Source organism: Pseudomonas mendocina (assembly GCA_037482215.1).
Taxonomy (GTDB): Bacteria; Pseudomonadota; Gammaproteobacteria; order Pseudomonadales; family Pseudomonadaceae; genus Aquipseudomonas; species Aquipseudomonas mendocina_E.
In genome coordinates, this window is record CP148074.1 from 1,380,977 (window position 1) to 1,399,075 (window position 18,099).

11 protein-coding genes and 1 pseudogene are annotated in these 18,099 nt (G+C 54.9%); 7 read left to right on the top strand and 5 right to left on the bottom strand.

Features of this window, described 5'->3' with window-relative positions; genetic code table 11:
- Positions 1–121: 121 nt before the first annotated feature.
- Both WG219_06255 and WG219_06260 read right to left on the bottom strand, forming a co-directional pair.
- Complete coding sequence (locus tag WG219_06255) at positions 122–3,541, bottom strand: autotransporter outer membrane beta-barrel domain-containing protein (GenBank protein ID WXL27055.1); 3,420 nt, start codon at positions 3,539–3,541, stop codon at positions 122–124.
- An 803-nt stretch (positions 3,542–4,344) separates the two neighbouring features.
- Positions 4,345–5,838 carry a GH1 family beta-glucosidase gene (locus tag WG219_06260; GenBank protein WXL27056.1) on the bottom strand — a complete coding sequence of 498 codons (1,494 nt, stop codon included), beginning with the start codon at positions 5,836–5,838 and terminating at the stop codon, positions 4,345–4,347.
- 451 nt (positions 5,839–6,289) lie between these two features.
- Between WG219_06260 and cfa the strand changes: the two genes are divergently transcribed.
- From cfa to tadA, 4 genes are all read left to right on the top strand, one after another.
- The gene (cfa, locus tag WG219_06265; protein ID WXL27057.1) at positions 6,290–7,408 is read left to right on the top strand and encodes a cyclopropane fatty acyl phospholipid synthase; all 1,119 of its coding nucleotides are present in this window, start codon (positions 6,290–6,292) and stop codon (positions 7,406–7,408) included.
- A 62-nt stretch (positions 7,409–7,470) separates the two neighbouring features.
- Positions 7,471–7,902, top strand: coding sequence for a carboxymuconolactone decarboxylase family protein (locus WG219_06270; protein ID WXL27955.1), 432 nt, complete (start codon positions 7,471–7,473; stop codon positions 7,900–7,902).
- 118 nt (positions 7,903–8,020) lie between these two features.
- Positions 8,021–9,391, top strand: coding sequence for a multicopper oxidase family protein (locus tag WG219_06275; GenBank protein ID WXL27058.1), 1,371 nt, complete (start codon positions 8,021–8,023; stop codon positions 9,389–9,391).
- Between the two features lie 2 nt (positions 9,392–9,393).
- A complete protein-coding gene (gene tadA, locus WG219_06280) occupies positions 9,394–9,876 on the top strand; it encodes a tRNA adenosine(34) deaminase TadA (GenBank protein WXL27059.1) in 483 nt (160 codons plus the stop codon).
- 10 nt (positions 9,877–9,886) lie between these two features.
- Here the strand turns inward: tadA and mltF are convergent, their stop codons facing one another.
- The gene (gene mltF / locus WG219_06285) at positions 9,887–11,350 is read right to left on the bottom strand and encodes a membrane-bound lytic murein transglycosylase MltF (protein WXL27060.1); all 1,464 of its coding nucleotides are present in this window, start codon (positions 11,348–11,350) and stop codon (positions 9,887–9,889) included.
- Positions 11,351–11,515: 165 nt separating this feature from the next.
- On the opposite strand from mltF, the gene purL reads away from it, so the two are divergent.
- Both purL and WG219_06295 read left to right on the top strand, forming a co-directional pair.
- Positions 11,516–15,412, top strand: a complete 3,897-nt coding sequence (purL, locus tag WG219_06290; GenBank protein WXL27061.1) for a phosphoribosylformylglycinamidine synthase — start codon at positions 11,516–11,518, stop codon at positions 15,410–15,412.
- A gap of 16 nt (positions 15,413–15,428) precedes the next feature.
- Positions 15,429–15,695 carry a CDGSH iron-sulfur domain-containing protein gene (locus tag WG219_06295; protein ID WXL27062.1) on the top strand — a complete coding sequence of 89 codons (267 nt, stop codon included), beginning with the start codon at positions 15,429–15,431 and terminating at the stop codon, positions 15,693–15,695.
- 6 nt (positions 15,696–15,701) lie between these two features.
- Here WG219_06295 and WG219_06300 read toward each other — a convergent pair.
- Positions 15,702–15,907, bottom strand: a pseudogene (locus tag WG219_06300) (4-oxalocrotonate tautomerase family protein).
- A 97-nt stretch (positions 15,908–16,004) separates the two neighbouring features.
- On the opposite strand from WG219_06300, the gene WG219_06305 reads away from it, so the two are divergent.
- The gene (locus WG219_06305; protein WXL27063.1) at positions 16,005–16,322 is read left to right on the top strand and encodes a YqfO family protein; all 318 of its coding nucleotides are present in this window, start codon (positions 16,005–16,007) and stop codon (positions 16,320–16,322) included.
- 58 nt (positions 16,323–16,380) lie between these two features.
- On the opposite strand, the gene nagE is transcribed toward WG219_06305, so the two are convergent.
- On the bottom strand, positions 16,381–18,090 hold the full coding sequence (nagE, locus tag WG219_06310; protein ID WXL27064.1) for an N-acetylglucosamine-specific PTS transporter subunit IIBC: 1,710 nt from the start codon (positions 18,088–18,090) through the stop codon (positions 16,381–16,383).
- Positions 18,091–18,099 lie beyond the last annotated feature (9 nt).

Below are 18,099 nucleotides of genomic sequence, written 5' to 3' on the forward strand. Positions count from 1 at the left end.
CTCAGGGTGACCTTAAGATTAAAACGGCAGCCAAGTGGCTGCCGTTTTTCTTTAGGTTCAGTGGACGCATTCGGCTTAAGCTCAGGCTGCTGAACGCTCAACTGCATTCCCGAGCTGTATATCACCAGACATATTGCAATCCTACTCGTCCGGACAGGCTGCGGTTGTTGCTGTGATCTAGACCTTGATTGTAGTCGGCTGCTATAAAGGCATTCAGGTTGTTATTGACCTGATGCGTGACGCCAAGCCCGACCTGGGCCCAAGAACCACCCAGATCGTTACTGAGGGTTACGGTGTTTTCCCCGTTGAGTGATGCAAAGGAGGTTTGGGCGTCAGCACCAAAGCTATGCCAGGCGTTAGCTCTGAGCCAAGCGGAGGTTTCCTTTCCGCCTTCACGTTCCCATTGCTTGACCAGCCGACCTCCAAGTCTTCCATAAAGAGCATCGCTGTCTTTGAATTGAATGATACCGTAGGTGTCTCGCTCAGTATCATCAAGCATGACCCGCTGATAGATTAGTTGAGCTTGTGGTTCCAATGTCCAGTTGCCTTTTAGGGCAAACGGGTAGCCGGCTTCGAGTGAGGCCGTGTAACCCCACCCACTGGGTTTGATCTTTTCGTTAGCTGTGGAGCGTGCTTCTATGCCCTCGTAGAGGGTGGCTTGTGCAACAGCGTCGATGTACCAGCGAGATGCGCCGAGTAGCGTCCAGTAGGCACCGAGTGAGTAGCCGTCCATAGTCACTTCACCTGCTCGACCTTGCAAGGCCCCGTCGACATCAGCTTTCGCATGTGAAAGGCCAAGGTAGACACCTCCGATATTGCGCGAGCCGTCATCGTTAAGTTGGCGATGCAAATCCAGACCTAGCTGGAAGCCATAAAAGTCGAAGTCGTAGCGTGCGCCTTTGTCGCTAAAACTTTGATAGCGACTACTTTGATCATTACCGCCGTTTCTGATTTTGCCAGTCTCGCCGAAAACCCGACCCCAGCTGCGTTTTTCTTCCGGACTTTCAGTGGCGCGGGCATAGCCTTGCAATGCGCTGCCCTGGGCAAGAAGCGCATTATCCTCGCCAGCCCGATCATGATAGGTACCCAAAACGCCAAGACCGAGTCGGTGCGCCAGCGCGGGCACGACCATCGCGGTCGGCACCTCGTTACGGTAGTTGGGGACCTCCACCACAGGGGTTGGTGGGGGAGTTGGTGTTTCCGGTGTGGGTTGTTCTGGCGAATTCATATTGAGGTGGCTACGCAGATACCAGTTACCGTCCCCAGTGTCTGAGGCAACACCGCCTTGTTGCAGGGTGTACTCATAGGCACCAGCTGCAATGCGGTTGCCGAGTACGAAGGCACCAGCGGCAGAGCGGGTCGCATCGCGTACCTCGACGAGCTCCATGCCGTTTCCAGACGTCAGCACGCCCATGGTCGCAGGGTTGTAGTCCAGTTGAATCCGCGTAGGACCTCCAGCCCCCAGACGTGTTGAGTCTACGATCAGCATGTCAGCAAAAAGTTTTGTGGGGTCGTTAAGGCTTGCGGAAAGGCCGCCACCTCTTAGCAGCAGTTGGCCTCCTTCAGAGACAAACACGTTTGTTCCTGGAGCGCTTGTCGCACTTGCAGCTCCGGTCATAAGCAGGGTGTTACCAATCTGGGAGCCCCGCAGATCAATAACACCTGCGTTTCGAAACTCTCCAAGGTTGGTCAATTGCGCCTGGACGATGCCGTCACGTTCGATAGCATAGACATCAGCAGGGAGAGAGCGCTTGTCTATGCCAGTGGTAGGTATATAGAAGAATGAGTTGTCGAAAGTCGCAGGTGCTCCTGTTGGGGCGAGACGTACAGTTGCTCCAGCAGAGTTTGTGAAGGTACTGGTACTTGAGCCGAAGTCAGAGACCGCTACACGTTTTGTGTCGCGGACTCCATCCCCATCGGTGTCTGCAAAGTGACGCAGTTCTATGGTTGCGCCATTGTGGTTGTTCAGATTGTTTTGTCCGCCAGGAGAAAGTTCCACGAATCCGCTTAGCAGACCATGGTTATCGATTGTGAGAGAACCTGGCTTGGCAGTTGATCGACCGGTATCGAGAACTGCACGGTCTGATCCGGCATTGATGGTGCCCATATTCAAGAGTGTAGAGCCTGTAGCGGAGCCTAAAACGGCACCTGCTGCAGCGAAATTTGTGGAACTCCCGAGATCGTTGGTGTTCGCCTGCCAGCCACCTGTTATTAATGAGCCGGCCTCTACTGTCAGGCTGGCAGCGTCAGCTTCGCTAATGGCTGCTGCACCGACGCCAAATTCGCCACTAGCATTAAGCCGTCCTTGCGTGATTATTGAGGCGTTCCCGGTGGTTGATGCGTAAGCGCCAACTGACTCTGCTCCGGAAACGATCACACTAGTCCCGGCGCCCATAGTAATGCTGGCATTGGCTGGGCCTGCTGTTGTTGCATAAGCCCCATGTGAAGCATTGCCTGTTGTCGATAGAAGACTACTGTCGAGCACTATCGAGGCACTTCCAGTGCTGGTGCTATTTTCAATCCTAGCAACTAGGGCGTGAGAAGTACCGCCTTCTGTAGATATTTTCGCAGAAGATATAATATGGACATCGCCTAGCCCGCTCTGAATTGCTGAAACTCCGTTTGAGTTATCGCCTTTGGTTAAGATATTGGCGGTATTTGCGGCTCTGACTATGACATCTGCTTGGCTAGAAGTGTTGGCGGCATAAGCCAAGATGGCATCAGAATAGGTTTTGAAGCTTTCCAGTGTTCCTCGGGTCTCAACGAGCGTTTCTCCTAGTCCGTAGTTGAGGCTATAAAGAGCTAGGCTATCTTCGCCATTGATGGATATGTAACCAGTGCTGCCCTGAGTGATACTTACAATTCCGGTACTCGCTGGGTTCCAGGACGTGGCGTTTACCGCAAAGGTACTTGAGTCAGTCAGCTCGATGGTTCCATCGGTAGTGATTTTCACCCCGCCTAAGCCGTGGTTTGTGCCGTACAATCCACCTGTATCAGCTCCCGACGTGGTGATCGTGCTCCCAGAACGTTGCACAATGCTGACGTCATCAACTCCGGCAGCATCGACTAAGGATGCTTGCAATCCCCATTTACCACCGCCAATTTCTTCAAGGTTGCTAGGTATTGCAATGTCAATGTTGGCTCCGGAGTTTATGGACAAAGGGCCTGAACCGATCAAATAGACACCGCCCGGATACTTCCCTTGTGTCTGAATTTTTACGTTGTCGGCAATATTTACCGTAACAGCATCAGAGCTGTTACCTGTAATTTCTATCCCGCGAACGTCAGTTCCCAGTGGACGATCTATCTCGACACCGGACTCGATATTAAGAGTGAACTCATCATTTACCGTATATTTTATGCCCGATGCATAAGGGTTATTTGAAGAGCTACACACTACGGTTGATCCTGTACCGCACTCATCAGCTGAGTATACAGGGTTTTCAAGTAGTGAAAGGGCTAGCGTAGATATGAAAAAATAACGGTATTTGGAAGAGGAGGGCGGGGGGACGATATTTTTTGTGATTTTGATAGTAATCATCGAGTTAACCATCCATGTTGTTTTTGGGTTGAGATGATTCTTTATGTGAGCATAATTTATATGATGTTAATAGGTTTTTTCTAATATTGATATTTCATTAATAATTTGTTCAATATGTTTTATTGTATTTTTTGTTAATTAAAATTTTCAATTTGATAATGGGTGTTTATTTATTTTTTATGTGTTTGCTGTTTAAATAACAAGAAGATCTTTCAGTACAAATTTAAAACTCGAGGCAGCCTGCCTGATTCTGGATTAAGTCCATTCAATTCCCGCAGCTTGTGAGTCGATGTGGATAGATTTGACCGCGTTGCACCAATGAGTGGAGCAATTGAGTGTGAACGTGGTGGTACAACACCATTACGCGGCAGGGCTATTCCTCCCCGAGCAGACGCGCATACAAGACACGGGGGACAGATATGAAATTTTCAGTGGGAGAAAGTAATCCTAAAAGTCTGCTGTTGGCTCAATCGGTCATTGCAACGATTTCGTTTAGCCTCTCTGCAGGTGATAAATAATTCAATCTCTGCGTGGCCGCTGATTGAGACTTATCGCCTCTTCATCCGATTATTTTGTCTCCATCCTGATAAATCAGCACTTCAGGGAAAGAGAGGCACAGTAGGTCGTTATCATTGCTATTCGTACCGTGGATAAAGACGCCATTGAAAACCGAATTACTGACAGGATAAACACTGCGCCATTGTCTAGAGTTCGTTGGTCGCAACAGAAACTGCATAAATCTGTAACAGAAAAATGCCCGCAGTGATGCGGGCATTTTTGTTTCCACTGAAGCTAGGGCCTCCTCAGACCACCGCATTCATCTCTGCCGCACGGCGATACCATTCGGCACTGAGCTTTGGGGTGCGCTTCTGTGTGGCGAAGTCGACGTGCACGAGGCCGAAGCGCACGCTGTAGCCGCCCGTCCATTCCAGATTGTCGAAGGCGCTCCAAGCGAAGTTACCTTTGACGGGCGCGCCTTCAGCAATGGCTCGTTGTAGGTTGGTCATCACGGCACGCAAGTACATCAGGCGGTCGGTATCCAGTACGCGACCGTCTGCGCTCAGGGTGTCGTCGGCGGCGCAGCCGCTTTCGGTGATGTAGATCGCTTTGGGTTTCCAGATCGCATTCACCAGCCTCGGGCCCCAGTACATTACTTCCGGGGAAAAGCTGTGCCAGCGCGAGCCCATGCGCGGGTGTGACAAGGAGGTGGGTATTTCAATAAAACCCTGCTCATTGTCGGCCGCTTCGATGTAATTTTTCGGTACGTAAATATTCACTCCAACAAAGTCCAGTGGGCTGCCTATGGCGCGCATGTCCTCATCGGTAAAACGGGGGGCATCGGCGCCAGCGCTGGCGAGATAGTGTTGGTCATAGCGCCCAGTGAGCATGACATCGAGGAAGCGGTCGTTGTAGCGTTTAGTGGCGATTTCAGCAGCGCGCACATTAGCTGGCGTGTCACTGACCGGGACTCCGGCAAACAGAACATCAGCCGGGCCAATTTGGAGGCCTTTGGGGGCTGCGGCACGCATGGCTTGAACGCTTAAGCCGTGAGCCAGAACAGCATGGTGAGCAACTTGGTTCAGGTCGCGGGTTGAGAGCTTAATTCCCGGCGCCAGCTCAATACGCTGTTCCTTACCCTGAACCATCATGGATGTACCTTGGTGGCCCATGTCCACGAAGTTCTGCAATTCATTCAGGGTGAAAAAGTGCTTAACTCGATCCCCAAGGTGTTTCGCCACAACGGCGGCGTAGTCGGCAAACGCTTTAGCAGTGTCGCGTGATTGCCAGCCCCCTTTTTCTTGAAGGGCTTGCGGTAAATCCCAGTGATAAAGGGTCACAAAGGGTTCGATGCCGGCTTCCAGTTGGGCGTCGACAAGGCGGGAATAAAAGTCCAGACCGGCTTCATTGAGTTTGCCTGTGCCATTCGGGAATAGACGGGGCCAGGAGATAGAAAATCGGTAGGCATTGGCCCCCAGTCCACGAATGATTTGAATGTCTTCACGGTAACGATGGTAATGGTCAATGGCGACATCCCCGGTATCGCCATTAGCCATTTTGCCTGGCGTGTGGGCGTAGACATCCCAGATAGATTGGCCTTTGCCATCTGCATTGGCGGCACCTTCGATTTGGTAGGCTGCAGTGGCAACACCCCAGCGAAAGCCCTTAGGAAACGCGTGGGCGGTGCTGTTCTGAGCAGTAGCACCCGTCGGCTGCGAAGGCTTACCGACTTGCGCGCTGGCCAAGCCTGCCACGCTAGCACCAGCCAAGAAAACAAACGCACGTCTATTCAAGGTCATCGGCGCATCCTCGGTGTTATGCCTGGAGACATACGAAAGATACGTTGGTGCCACTCAATCAGTACAGTCGTGCATCAAATCTAATAGGGGCTTGAGGGCGTGTGATCAGGGGGAAGTCAGGGAGCAATATTTTGGAATGTGCACTGTATTGGTGTTTGAGGCGAGTTCCGCAGAGTTAATACCTTAGATTGTTATGAATAGTGAGTACGTCTGGCTCAGTATTCTTACTAAGCCCCCTAGGGCCAAGACTTCATCAAACAAACAGTTTTATCGCCAAGGAATCCTGCGTTGTTAGGAGTGTCCATACCTCATCTGTGACGGATTGGCGATTGGGTTCCTCGGTGGCGGTGGCTACTCCGTTGTTTAGTCGCAACCTCCGTGCAGATTGGTTTTTGCTGTTATCGCAATGTTTGAGCCGTGCTTGAGCAGGGCTTTGATGGAGGGGGTAACGATGCCGGAAGCAAAGCTGCAAAAGCGAGTTGAAGGGTTGTTGATGGAGGCGGATGTTCTTGTAGGCGGTGACCGCGCGCAGGATATTCAGGTTTACGAGCCGCATTTCTATTCGCGGGTATTGGCCCAGGGCTCCCTCGGGCTGGGTGAGAGCTACATGGATGGCTGGTGGGATGCCAATCAGCTGGATGCCTTTCTGTTCCATCTGGTCAAAGCCCGCCTAGATGACCGCGTGCATGGTAGCGGTGAAGTTTGGGATGCTCTTAAGGCCAAGCTGTTCAACCTGCAAACGGGCAAGGGTAGCTTTGAGGTCGGCAAGCGTCACTACGATCTGGGTAACGACCTGTATCAGGCCATGCTCGGCAAACGTTTGGTCTACAGCTGTGGCTACTGGCGTAACAGCGCTGATCTGGATGCTGCGCAAGAGGCCAAACTTGATCTGATTTGCCGCAAGTTGCAGCTGCGCCCTGGTATGCGTGTGCTGGATATTGGTTGCGGCTGGGGGGAGGCACTGAAGTTTGCCGCTGAGCGTTATGGGGTTGAAGGCGTCGGCATCACCATTTCCCAAGAGCAGGCGGTGTTCGCTCAGGAGCTATGCCAAGGATTGCCCGTTGAAATTCGTTTGCAGGATTACCGTGATCTTAATGAGTCGTTCGACGCGATTTTCTCTATCGGCATGTTCGAACACGTCGGCGTCAAGAATTACCGGGACTACTTCGAAGTAGCGAGGCGATGTTTGCCTGAGCACGGGCTGTTTCTGCTACACAGCATCGGCACTAATGTGAGTAGCGACCACACCGACCCCTGGATTGCCCGCTATATATTCCCCAACTCCATGCTGCCCTCGGCAGCGCAAATAACCTCCGCAATGGAGGGGCTGTTTGTCCTGGAGGACTGGCACAACTTCGGCACTGATTACGACCTGACTTTGCAAGCCTGGCGCGACAATATCGACGCTGCATGGGACAGGCTGGACGCTGGCTATGATGAGCGCTTTCGCCGTATGTGGCATTTCTACTTGGCCGGCTCGATGGCTGCATTTCGCACCCGCCATGCGCAGCTCTGGCAGTTGGTGCTTTCCCCTGAGGGAGTACCGGGCGGGTATGTGGGGCCCCGATAGAGGGGCCGTATACTGTGGCTATTGCCGGTCAGGAAGAACCGGTCTTTCTCGTAGAGGATGCTATGAACAATTTGCGTTTGCCCTATCAAACCCTTTCACCTGAAGCCTACACAGGATTTGGATTCGCCAAACTGGCTCTCGATAAAAGTAGCCTCGGTAAGCCCTTGGTCGAGCTGGTTTACTTGCGTGTATCGCAGATCAATGCTTGTGCTTACTGTCTGGAGTTGCACGCCAATGCCTTACGCAAAGGTGGAATGCCCCAGGTCAAACTAGACAGTCTTGCCGGATGGCGAGTGAGTCATCAGTTTAGTGAGCGGGAGAGAGCGGCGTTGGCTTGGACGGATTCGTTGGTGCATGTTGCCGAGACGCATGCACCAGATAGTGAGTTTGCTCCTTTGAAAAAGCATTTCAGTGATGCTGAGATCGCGGATCTGACTTTCGCTGTTTCATTAATGAGCGCTTTTAACAGGTTGGCCATTGGCATGCGCCAGTGATTGAAATATGCGTTATGCGGCATCCTGACTCGCTGTGAGGGTCGCCAGAAATCACCCTTAAATGAGAAGATAGTGCAATTGAAATGATGCCCTGTTTGAGATGGGCTAAGGACTCAATATGCACATGACTCGCAGACAGATGCTATTTGGGCTCGCAGGCCTTGGTGTTGTAGGGCTGAGCGCCGGTGGTGTGCGCTATTGGTTGGGGCGGCCGGAAAATGTCGCCACCCACGATTACGAACTGATCGCCGCTCCGCTGGATATGGAGTTGGTGCCGGGGCATACCACTCAAGCTTGGGCTTACGGTGGCAAAGCCCCCGGTGTCGAGTTGCGCTGTCGCCAGGGTGAGCGCCTGCGGGTTCGTTTTATCAACAAGCTTGATGTAGAAACCACCATTCATTGGCATGGCATCCGTCTGCCGTTGTCGATGGATGGGGTGCCTTACGTCTCCCAGGCGCCGGTTAAGCCGGGGGAGTATTTCGATTACAACTTCATCACTCCAGATGCCGGCAGCTACTGGTATCACCCCCATACTGCCAGTGGTGAACAGCTGGGACGAGGGTTGGTCGGGCCGCTAATTGTTGAAGAGCGGGAGCCGACGGGCTTTGTCCATGAGCGCACGTTGAGCATCAAAAGCTGGCACGTGGATGAGCAGGGCGCTTTTACTGATTTCAGTGTGCCTCGTGAGGCTGCGCGTGGTGGTACTCCGGGGCGTTTGAGCACGGTTAATGGCGTGCATGCGCCAGTCTTGGAGCTGCCTGCCGGGCAGATCGTGCGACTACGCCTGCTCAATTTGGATAACACGCACACCTACCGCCTCAACCTGCCGGGCGCTGATGCCCGTGTGTATGCGCTGGATGGCAACCCGGTAGAACCCCATGCGTTCCCTAAGGAGTACTGGATCGGGCCCGGTATGCGTATTGATATCGGTCTGAAAGTTCCGGAGGCGGGTAAAGAGCTTCCCTTGCGCAACGGGCCGTTGCGCCTGGCTACGCTGAAATCAGTTGCCAGTCAGGAGGCGTCCGGGACTTGGCCGCCAGCCATTCCTGCAAACCCTGTCGCTGAGCCGGACCTGGCTAATGCACAAACCTTGCGGTTCAACTTTGAATGGGCAGGGGCCGTGTCTGTCGGTTTGGATCAAGGTGGGGCGCACAGCTTTTGGCAGGTTAATGGCCAGGTCTGGGATATTAACGACAAAACCTGCGCCGACCGGCCGATTGCCAAGCTTGAGCTGGGCAAGAGCTATATTTTTGAGCTGCGCAATCTGTCCCAGTACCAGCACCCAATTCATCTGCATGGCATGACCTTTAAAGTCCTCAGCTCTGACCGTAAGAGCATTACGCCATATTTCACTGACACCTATCTGCTGGGTAAGAATGAACGTGCGAAGGTGGCGTTGGTTGCAGATAATCCGGGGGTTTGGATGTTCCACTGTCATGTCATCGACCACATGGAGACCGGTCTAATGGCATCTATCGAGGTCGCTTGATTGTGCGCCAACCCCTGATTATCGACCGTAGCCGTGACCAGCATTTTATGGCTGAAGCACTGGCGTTGGCGGCAAAAGGCGCAGAGCTGGGTGAGGTGCCCGTCGGAGCGGTGCTGGTGCAGGACGGTGAGATTATCGGGCGGGGCTTCAACTGCCCGATCTCAACCCATGATCCCAGTGCCCACGCAGAGATGGTGGCGATTCGTGATGCTGCTGCGCATCTGCAAAACTACCGCCTGCCGGGCTCAACCCTGTACGTAACGCTTGAACCGTGCAGCATGTGTGCTGGCCTGATTGTGCACTCACGGGTGCAGCGAGTGGTGTACGGCGCTACAGAGCCTAAGGCGGGTGTGGTGCAAAGCCGGGGCGAGTTCTTTCAGCAGGGCTTTCTAAATCACCGGGTTTTGGTGGAAGGTGGGTTGATGGCGGCGGAGTGTGGGGCCATTCTCAGCGAGTTTTTTAGGCGCCGCCGCGAGCAGCGCTAAAACGGACCGATTACAGCGGTGGGGACTGCTCGGCAGGCTTGCGTTTGTTGATGCCTGGTACATGCAGATTGCCCTCGGCGATCTGTGAACCTTCCAGTTGCGGCTGAGTCACCCAGGTCAGAATGTCGTAATAACGGCGAATGTTGCGCACGAAATGTACCGGTTCACCGCCACGGGCATAACCATAACGGGTTTTGCTGTACCACTGTTTCTGCGAAAGGCGCGGTAGGATTTTTTGCACGTCCAGCCACTTATCTGGATCAAGGCCTTCGGCCTTGGTCAGCTTGCGGGCGTCATCCAAGTGGCCGCTGCCAATGTTGTAAGCCGCCAGCGCGAAATAGGTGCGATCAGGTTCTTTAATGCTCTCGGGCAGTTGATCACGTACCAGCTTGATGTACTTGGCGCCGCCGTTGATGCTTTGTTTAGGGTCTAGGCGGTTAGAAACCCCCATGGCCTGCGCCGTGCGCAATGTCAGCATCATCAGCCCGCGAACACCGGTTTTTGAGGTGGCAGTAGGCTCCCACAGGGACTCTTGATAGCCCATGGCGGCCAGCATGCGCCAGTCGATTTCGTGGGTCTGGCCAGCTTCTTTAAAGAACTTCTCGTAACGCGGAAGACGCTGTTGCAGGTGTTGAGCGAAGGTATAAGCGCCGACATAACCCAGTACATCGACGTGGCCGTAATAGCGATCCTTGAGGCGTTGCAGGGTGCCATTTGTATTGGCGCGCTCAATGAATGCATTCATTTCATTAAGCAGACTGGCATCGTCCCCCGGTGCAGTGGCCCAAGCCAAGTTCTGTGTGTTTTCCAGATCAAAGGCTACGCGCACATTCGGGAAGTAGACCTGGTTCATGGCCAACTCGTTGGAGTTAATCAGCGTCAGGTCTATCTGCCCTTCGTCGACCATGCGCAGTAGGTCAACAACTTCGACGTCAGAGGACTCTTCATACTTAAGCTCTGGGAATTGCAGTTTCAGCTTGGCCAACTGTTCTGCATGGCTACTGCCTTTGATCACCGTAATTCGCTTGCCCAGCAGGTCTTCAGGGCGGGTAGGGCGACGCTGGCCGTTGCGGTAGACCACCTGTGGGGTGACTTCCATATAAGGCACAGAGAAACGGGCTTGTGTCTGGCGCGCTGGGCTGGCGACCAGACCGGCGGTCGCCAGAGCTGCACCGTTTTCACGGTTCAGGCTGCTGAATATGTCATCCAGGTTATCGGCGGTCTCAATTTGCAGTTTGACGCCTAAATCATCGGCAAAGCGTTTCACCAGCTCGTACTCAAAGCCGGTTTCGCCGTTACGGTCCTGGAAATAGGTGGAAGGGCTATTTCGGGTAATCACCCGCAGTACACCTTCCTCCTTAATACGCTCTAGGGTGCTGGGTGGAGGCTCAGCACAGCCGTTGAGCAGCAGGAGGACCCCGATCGCTGACAGCCAGCTGGCGCAGCGCGTGCGGAATACAGATTGGGAAAACATCGGTGAAGTATACGCAAAGCTTGTCACGCGCCATATATCGACAGGCATCCGTATCTCTGCTACGAACCTTCAGATTAACCCTTGCCTTCACGGGTGCCATCAACGCCTCATTTTAGGCTAGAATGCACGGCCTCAAAGTACACCCCTTCCCAGAGGCTGTCCCCGATGTTGATCCTGCGCGGCGCTCCCGCCCTTTCTGCTTTCCGTCACGGCAAACTGCTTGAGCTGCTGACCAGCAAAGTTCCTGCCGTCACCGGCCTGTATGCCGAATTCGCGCACTTTGCCGATGTTACTGGCGTACTGACTGCCGACGAAGAGCGGGTTCTGGCCCGTTTGCTGAAGTATGGCCCTAGTGTTCCGGTGCAGGAGCCGACTGGCCGCCTGTTTCTGACTATTCCGCGTTTCGGCACGATTTCGCCATGGTCGAGTAAGGCCAGCGACATTGCCCGAAACTGTGGCCTGGCCAAAATCGAGCGTATCGAGCGTGGTCTGGCCTATTACGTGAGTGGCGAGCTGAGCGAGGCTGATGCGCAACTGGTAGCAGAGCTGCTGCATGACCGCATGACTCAGGTTGTTTTGAGCAGCCTGGAAGGCGCCTCGGCGTTGTTCAGCCATGCCCAACCGAAGCCGCTGACGGCAGTTGATGTGCTGGGCGGTGGTCGTGCGGCGCTGGAAAAGGCTAACGCAGATCTGGGTCTGGCACTGGCAGAAGACGAGATCGACTACCTGTTGACCAGCTTCCAGGGACTGGGACGTAACCCACACGACATCGAACTGATGATGTTTGCGCAGGCCAACTCTGAGCACTGTCGCCACAAGATTTTCAACGCCAGCTGGGATATCGATGGTGAAAGCCAGGAGAAGTCCCTGTTCGGCATGATCAAAAACACCTACGAGATGAACCGCGAAGGTGTTCTGTCGGCCTACAAAGATAACGCTTCGGTTATCGTTGGCCACGTTGCTGGTCGTTTCTTCCCGAACCCTGAGACCCGTGAATACGGCGCCACTCAGGAGCCGGTGCACATCCTGATGAAGGTGGAAACCCATAACCACCCAACCGCCATTGCACCATTCCCGGGCGCCTCCACTGGCTCCGGTGGTGAGATCCGCGATGAAGGTGCTACCGGTCGTGGTTCCAAGCCGAAAGCTGGCCTGACAGGTTTCACTGTGTCCAACCTGCAGATTCCGGGTTTCGAGCAGCCTTGGGAAGTGCCGTATGGCAAGCCTGAGCGCATCGTGACCCCGCTGGACATCATGATTGAAGGCCCACTCGGTGGTGCGGCGTTCAACAACGAGTTCGGTCGTCCTGCACTGACGGGTTACTTCCGTACCTTCGAACAGGCAATCCAGACCCCGCGTGGCGAGGAAGTCCGTGGATACCACAAGCCGATCATGCTGGCCGGTGGTATGGGTAACATCCGTGAGGAGCACGTTCAAAAGGGCGAAATCAGCGTCGGCGGCAAGCTCATCGTATTGGGCGGCCCGGCCATGCTGATCGGCCTGGGCGGTGGTGCGGCTTCGTCCATGGCTACTGGTGCCAGCTCTGCGGATCTGGACTTCGCCTCGGTCCAGCGTGAAAACCCTGAAATGGAGCGCCGTTGCCAGGAAGTTATCGACCGTTGCTGGCAGTTGGGCGATAAAAACCCGATCAAGTTTATCCATGACGTGGGCGCCGGTGGTTTGTCCAACGCCTTCCCTGAGTTGGTAAACGATGCCGGTCGCGGTGGCCGTTTTGAACTGCGCAACGTGCCTAACGATGAACCAGGCATGGCCCCGCACGAAATCTGGTGTAACGAATCCCAGGAACGTTATGTCCTGTCGGTTGATGCCGCTGATCTTGAGCGTTTCAAAGCGATCTGTGAGCGTGAGCGTTGCCCGTTTGCCGTGGTAGGTGAAGCCACTGAAGAAGCCCACTTGACCGTTGCTGACAGCCACTTTGGTAATAAGCCCGTGGATATGCCGCTCAATGTGCTGCTGGGCAAACCGCCACGCATGCACCGTTCGGTCACCCGTGAGGCTGAGCTGGGCGATGACTTCCGCGCCTCCAGCGTCGCCATTGATGAGGCCGTTAAGCGCGTTCTGCATCATCCGGCGGTAGCCAGCAAGAGCTTCCTGATCACCATTGGCGACCGTACCATCACAGGTCTGGTTGCCCGTGATCAGATGGTCGGCCCATGGCAAGTGCCTGTGGCTGATTGTGCTGTGACTGCGACCAGCTTTGATGTCTACACCGGCGAGTCCATGGCAATGGGTGAGCGTACACCGCTTGCTCTGTTGGATGCAGCTGCATCGGGTCGTATGGCAATTGGTGAGACCATCACCAACCTGGCAGCTTCGCGTATTGAAAAACTTGGCGACATCAAACTGTCTGCCAACTGGATGGCCGCGGCTGGCCACCCAGGTGAAGATGCTCGTCTGTACGAAACCGTAAAAGCAGTTGGTATGGAGCTGTGTCCGGAGCTGGGAATCACCATCCCGGTGGGCAAAGACTCCATGTCCATGAAGACCCGCTGGCAGGACGAAGGCACTGAGAAGACTGTAACGTCTCCGCTGTCGCTGATCGTGACCGGCTTTGCTCCGGTAAGCGACATTCGCAAGACCCTGACCCCGCAACTGCGCATGGACAAGGGTGATACCGACCTGATCCTGATCGACCTCGGCCGTGGACAGAACCGCATGGGGGCGTCGATCCTCGCGCAGGTGTACGGCAAGATTGCCGACAAGGCGCCGGACGTGGATGACGCAGAAGACCTCAAGGCCTTCTTTGCTGTGATTCAGGGCCTGAATCAGGATGGCCGTATCCTGTCTTATCACGACCGTTCCGACGGCGGCCTGCTGGTCACTGTGCTGGAAATGGCGTTTGCCGGCCATTGTGGTCTCGAACTGGCGCTGGACGCACTGGCGGATGACCGCAACAGTGTGGCCGATGTGCTGTTCAACGAAGAGCTGGGTGCTGTCATCCAGGTTCAGCAGGGCTCCACCGAAGAAGTACTGGCTCAGTTCAGTGCGGCTGGTCTGGGTGACTGTGTGTCTGTGATCGGTAAGCCGGTTAACAGCGACAAGATCAGCATCCGCTTTAATGATCAGCTGGTGTTCAGTGGCGAACGCCGTCTGCTGCACCGTGAGTGGGCGCAGACCAGCTATCAGATTCAGCGTCTGCGTGATAACGCCGAGTGCGCTGATCAGGAATTCGACGTCCTGCTGGATGAAGAAAACCCAGGTCTGACTGCCAAGCTGTCCTTCGATGTAAATCAGGACATCAGCGCGCCATACATCCGCACAGGCGTGCGTCCGAAGATCGCTGTACTGCGCGAGCAGGGTGTTAACGGCCAGGTAGAAATGGCTGCCGCCTTTGACCGCGCGGGTTTCAGTGCCATCGACGTGCACATGAGCGATATCCTCAGCGGTCGCGTTAGCCTGGAAGAGTTCAAGGGGCTGGTGGCGTGCGGTGGCTTCTCCTACGGTGACGTACTGGGGGCCGGTGAAGGCTGGGCCAAGTCCATCCTGTTCAACCGCCGTGCCCGCGACGGCTTCCAAGCGTTCTTTGAACGTAAGGACAGCTTTGCCCTGGGCGTGTGCAACGGTTGCCAGATGATGAGCAACCTCAGTGAGCTGATCCCGGGCACTGAGTTCTGGCCGCACTTTGTCCGTAACCGCTCCGAGCAGTTCGAGGCCCGTGTCGCTATGGTGCAGGTGCAGGAGTCAGCTTCGATCTTCCTGCAGGGTATGGCCGGTTCGCGTATGCCAATCGCCATTGCCCACGGGGAAGGTCATGCTGAATTCGAGAACGAAGAGGCATTACTGGAAGCTGATCTGTCCGGTTGTGTGTCGCTGCGTTTTGTCGACAACCATGGCAAGGTTACTGAAACCTACCCGGCCAACCCTAACGGTTCGCCGCGTGGTATCACTGGCCTGACCAGCCGTGATGGTCGTGTGACTATCATGATGCCGCACCCTGAGCGTGTATTCCGTGCGGTGCAGAACTCTTGGCGTCCAGACGAGTGGCAGGAAGATGCAGGCTGGATGCGCATGTTCCGTAATGCCCGTGTTTGGGTTGACTGAGTAAGGGGCGCGGGCTGTGGATAAGCCTGCGCCGATTTTACCTGAGGTTCGCCAGGTCAAACCTGGCGATACCTTATCGCTTTGCCGCTGCGGGCGTTCTCCCCAGCTTCCCGACTGTCTACAGGCCTGCTCTGACAAGCTGGAATTAACGATTCAGCGTGAACAGCTTCTGCTGTTGTGTCGCTGCGGTCTATCCAAAAGCCTACCTTACTGCGACGGTAGGCATAACCGGCCAGTCGATGGCTTGGGCGCGCGCGTTCAACGGTTTTTCAAGGGGATTTGAGTTCGCTCAGCTGCCTTGTTGTGCGAACTGCTGTTTGAGTGTCGTTCCACCGTGGCCCCAGTTTTCCGTTGGAACTTCTTCGATAACGATATTGGTCCACTCAGGTCTTTTATCCATAACGCGGTCCAGGGTTTCAGTGAATTCTTTAATCACTTGGGCATTTTTGGGGCTTCGGTGGTGCCAGGCGTGAGACGCAGGGTGATGAAAGGCATTTTGGTAATCCTGATGATATGACGATGTTTCTGGGGAGAGATGGCGTCAAGCCTTGTTCATCTTCTGCCCAAGGCAGATGCCACGTTAGAGGTGTACATGTACAAGCTGTGTTTCTATGTGCCTGAAAGCCATCTTGAGTCAGTCAAAGCGGCTGTTTTCAAGGCGGGAGCAGGCCATATCGGTTCATATGACCGTTGCTGTTGGCAAACGCTCGGGCAGGGGCAATTCCGTCCGCTGGACGGTAGCCAGCCATTTATAGGCCAAGCCGGTGAGCTTGAGCAGGTCGCTGAGTGGAAAGTCGAGATGGTTGTGGCGGATGAATACATCCACGACAGCGTAAGGGCGATGAAGGCGGCCCATCCCTACGAAACGCCCGCTTACGAAGTGTGGCGCCTCACGGACATGGTGTTCTGAAGGGCTTCTGAAAAAGTCCGCACGACCGAGTCCTTTATCCGGCCGTGCGGCAAAAAGGCTAACGCGTTGTGAGTGTGTGTAAGGCTTTGCCGAGTGCTGGAGCCTGAGACCCTACGACCAAGTGGCAAATGCCATTGTGCAGGTGGCTGATGCCTGTCATGCCCAAGGCTTTCAACTTGTCTTCATCCAGTTTTGTGGGGGCTTTGAGGGTGGCCCTCAGGCGGGTCATGGCAACGCTTTCGACTTGGATCAGGTTGTCTGAACCCCCTAAGGCGGCTAACCATTTTTCTGCGGTTTCTGGACTGACAGTTGGCTCGTCTTCTTCACGCTCTTCCTGAATGACAGGTTGAGATGCTGCCGGTTGAGTATGGGGTAGCGCGCGGCGAATTTGGTCGGCCATGCTGTCTGCCTGAGGGCCAACCACCACCTGTAGCGCGCCACTTTTGCCAGGTTTGACCACTGCCAGTGCGCCCAAGGCCCGCAATTCAGCCTCAGATGCTTTGTCCCGATCAACCAGTTGCAGGCGCAGGCGGGTGGTACAAGCATCAACTACCAGCAGGTTGTCGCGTCCGCCGAGTGCTTTGATATAAGCAGGCGCACGGTCTTCCAGAGGTGTGCTGGTGCTGCTTTCTTGATCGCTCTTATTGGTTTCTGTGATGACTTCGCGGCCAGGGGTTTTTAGGTCGAAGCGGCGAATAAAGAAGTCGAAGACCAGGTAGTAGATGACCGCGTAAGCGAGCCCCAAGGGAAACAGCATCCAGCCGTTGGTCGACTTGCCCCAGCCCAGCGCCAAGTCAATGGCGCCACCCGAGAAGGTAAAACCAAGACGAATGTTGAGCAGATCGGTTAGGGCCATGGATAAACCGGTCAATACCGCATGGATCAGATACAGCACCGGGGCGAGGAACATAAAGGCGAACTCCACCGGCTCTGTCACACCGGTGAGAAAAGCCGTCAGACCTGCAGACAGCAGCAGACCGCCAGTGAGCTTGCGCCGTTCCGGACGGGCGTTACGGTACATGGCCAGGCAGGCAGCTGGCAGGCCGAACATCATCATCGGGAACATCCCCGTCATGAACTGGCCACCCTTGGGGTCACCGGCAAAGTATCGGGCCAAATCTCCGGTAATCAGTCGCCCGGTTTCAGGATCAGTGAAGCTGCCGAACACGAACCACACCAGATTATTGAGGATGTGGTGGAGTCCGGTCACGATCAGCAGACGGTTGAGTACGCCAAAGGCAAAAGCACCCCAGCTGCCGCTTTCCAGCATCAGTTTGCCCAGCTCATTGATGCCCGCCTGCAACGGCGGCCACACATAACCGAAAATGACACCGAGAATGACGGCGCTGAGCCCCGTGACAATCGGTACAAAGCGGCGCCCACCGAAGAAAGCCAGGTATTCAGGCAACTGAATATCCTTGAATCGGTTGTACAGGGCACCCGCGGTCAGGCCGGTGATAATTCCGGCCAGCACGCCCATGTCGATGCCTGGATCCAGCAGCTTTAATACTGACACCATCACCAGATAGCCGATGGCACCAGCCAAGCCCGCTGTGCCGTTGTTGTCGCGTGCGAACCCGACCGAGATACCAATCGCGAAGATCAATGCCAGGTTGGCAAAGATTGCCTGTCCAGCGTCATGAACCAGTGGAATGTTGAGCAGGTCGGTGTCACCCAGACGTAGTAGCAGCCCTGCGATCGGCAGGATTGCAATGGGGAGCATGAGGGCGCGCCCCAGCCGTTGCAGGTTGTCCATTATTGCAGGCATGGCAATCTC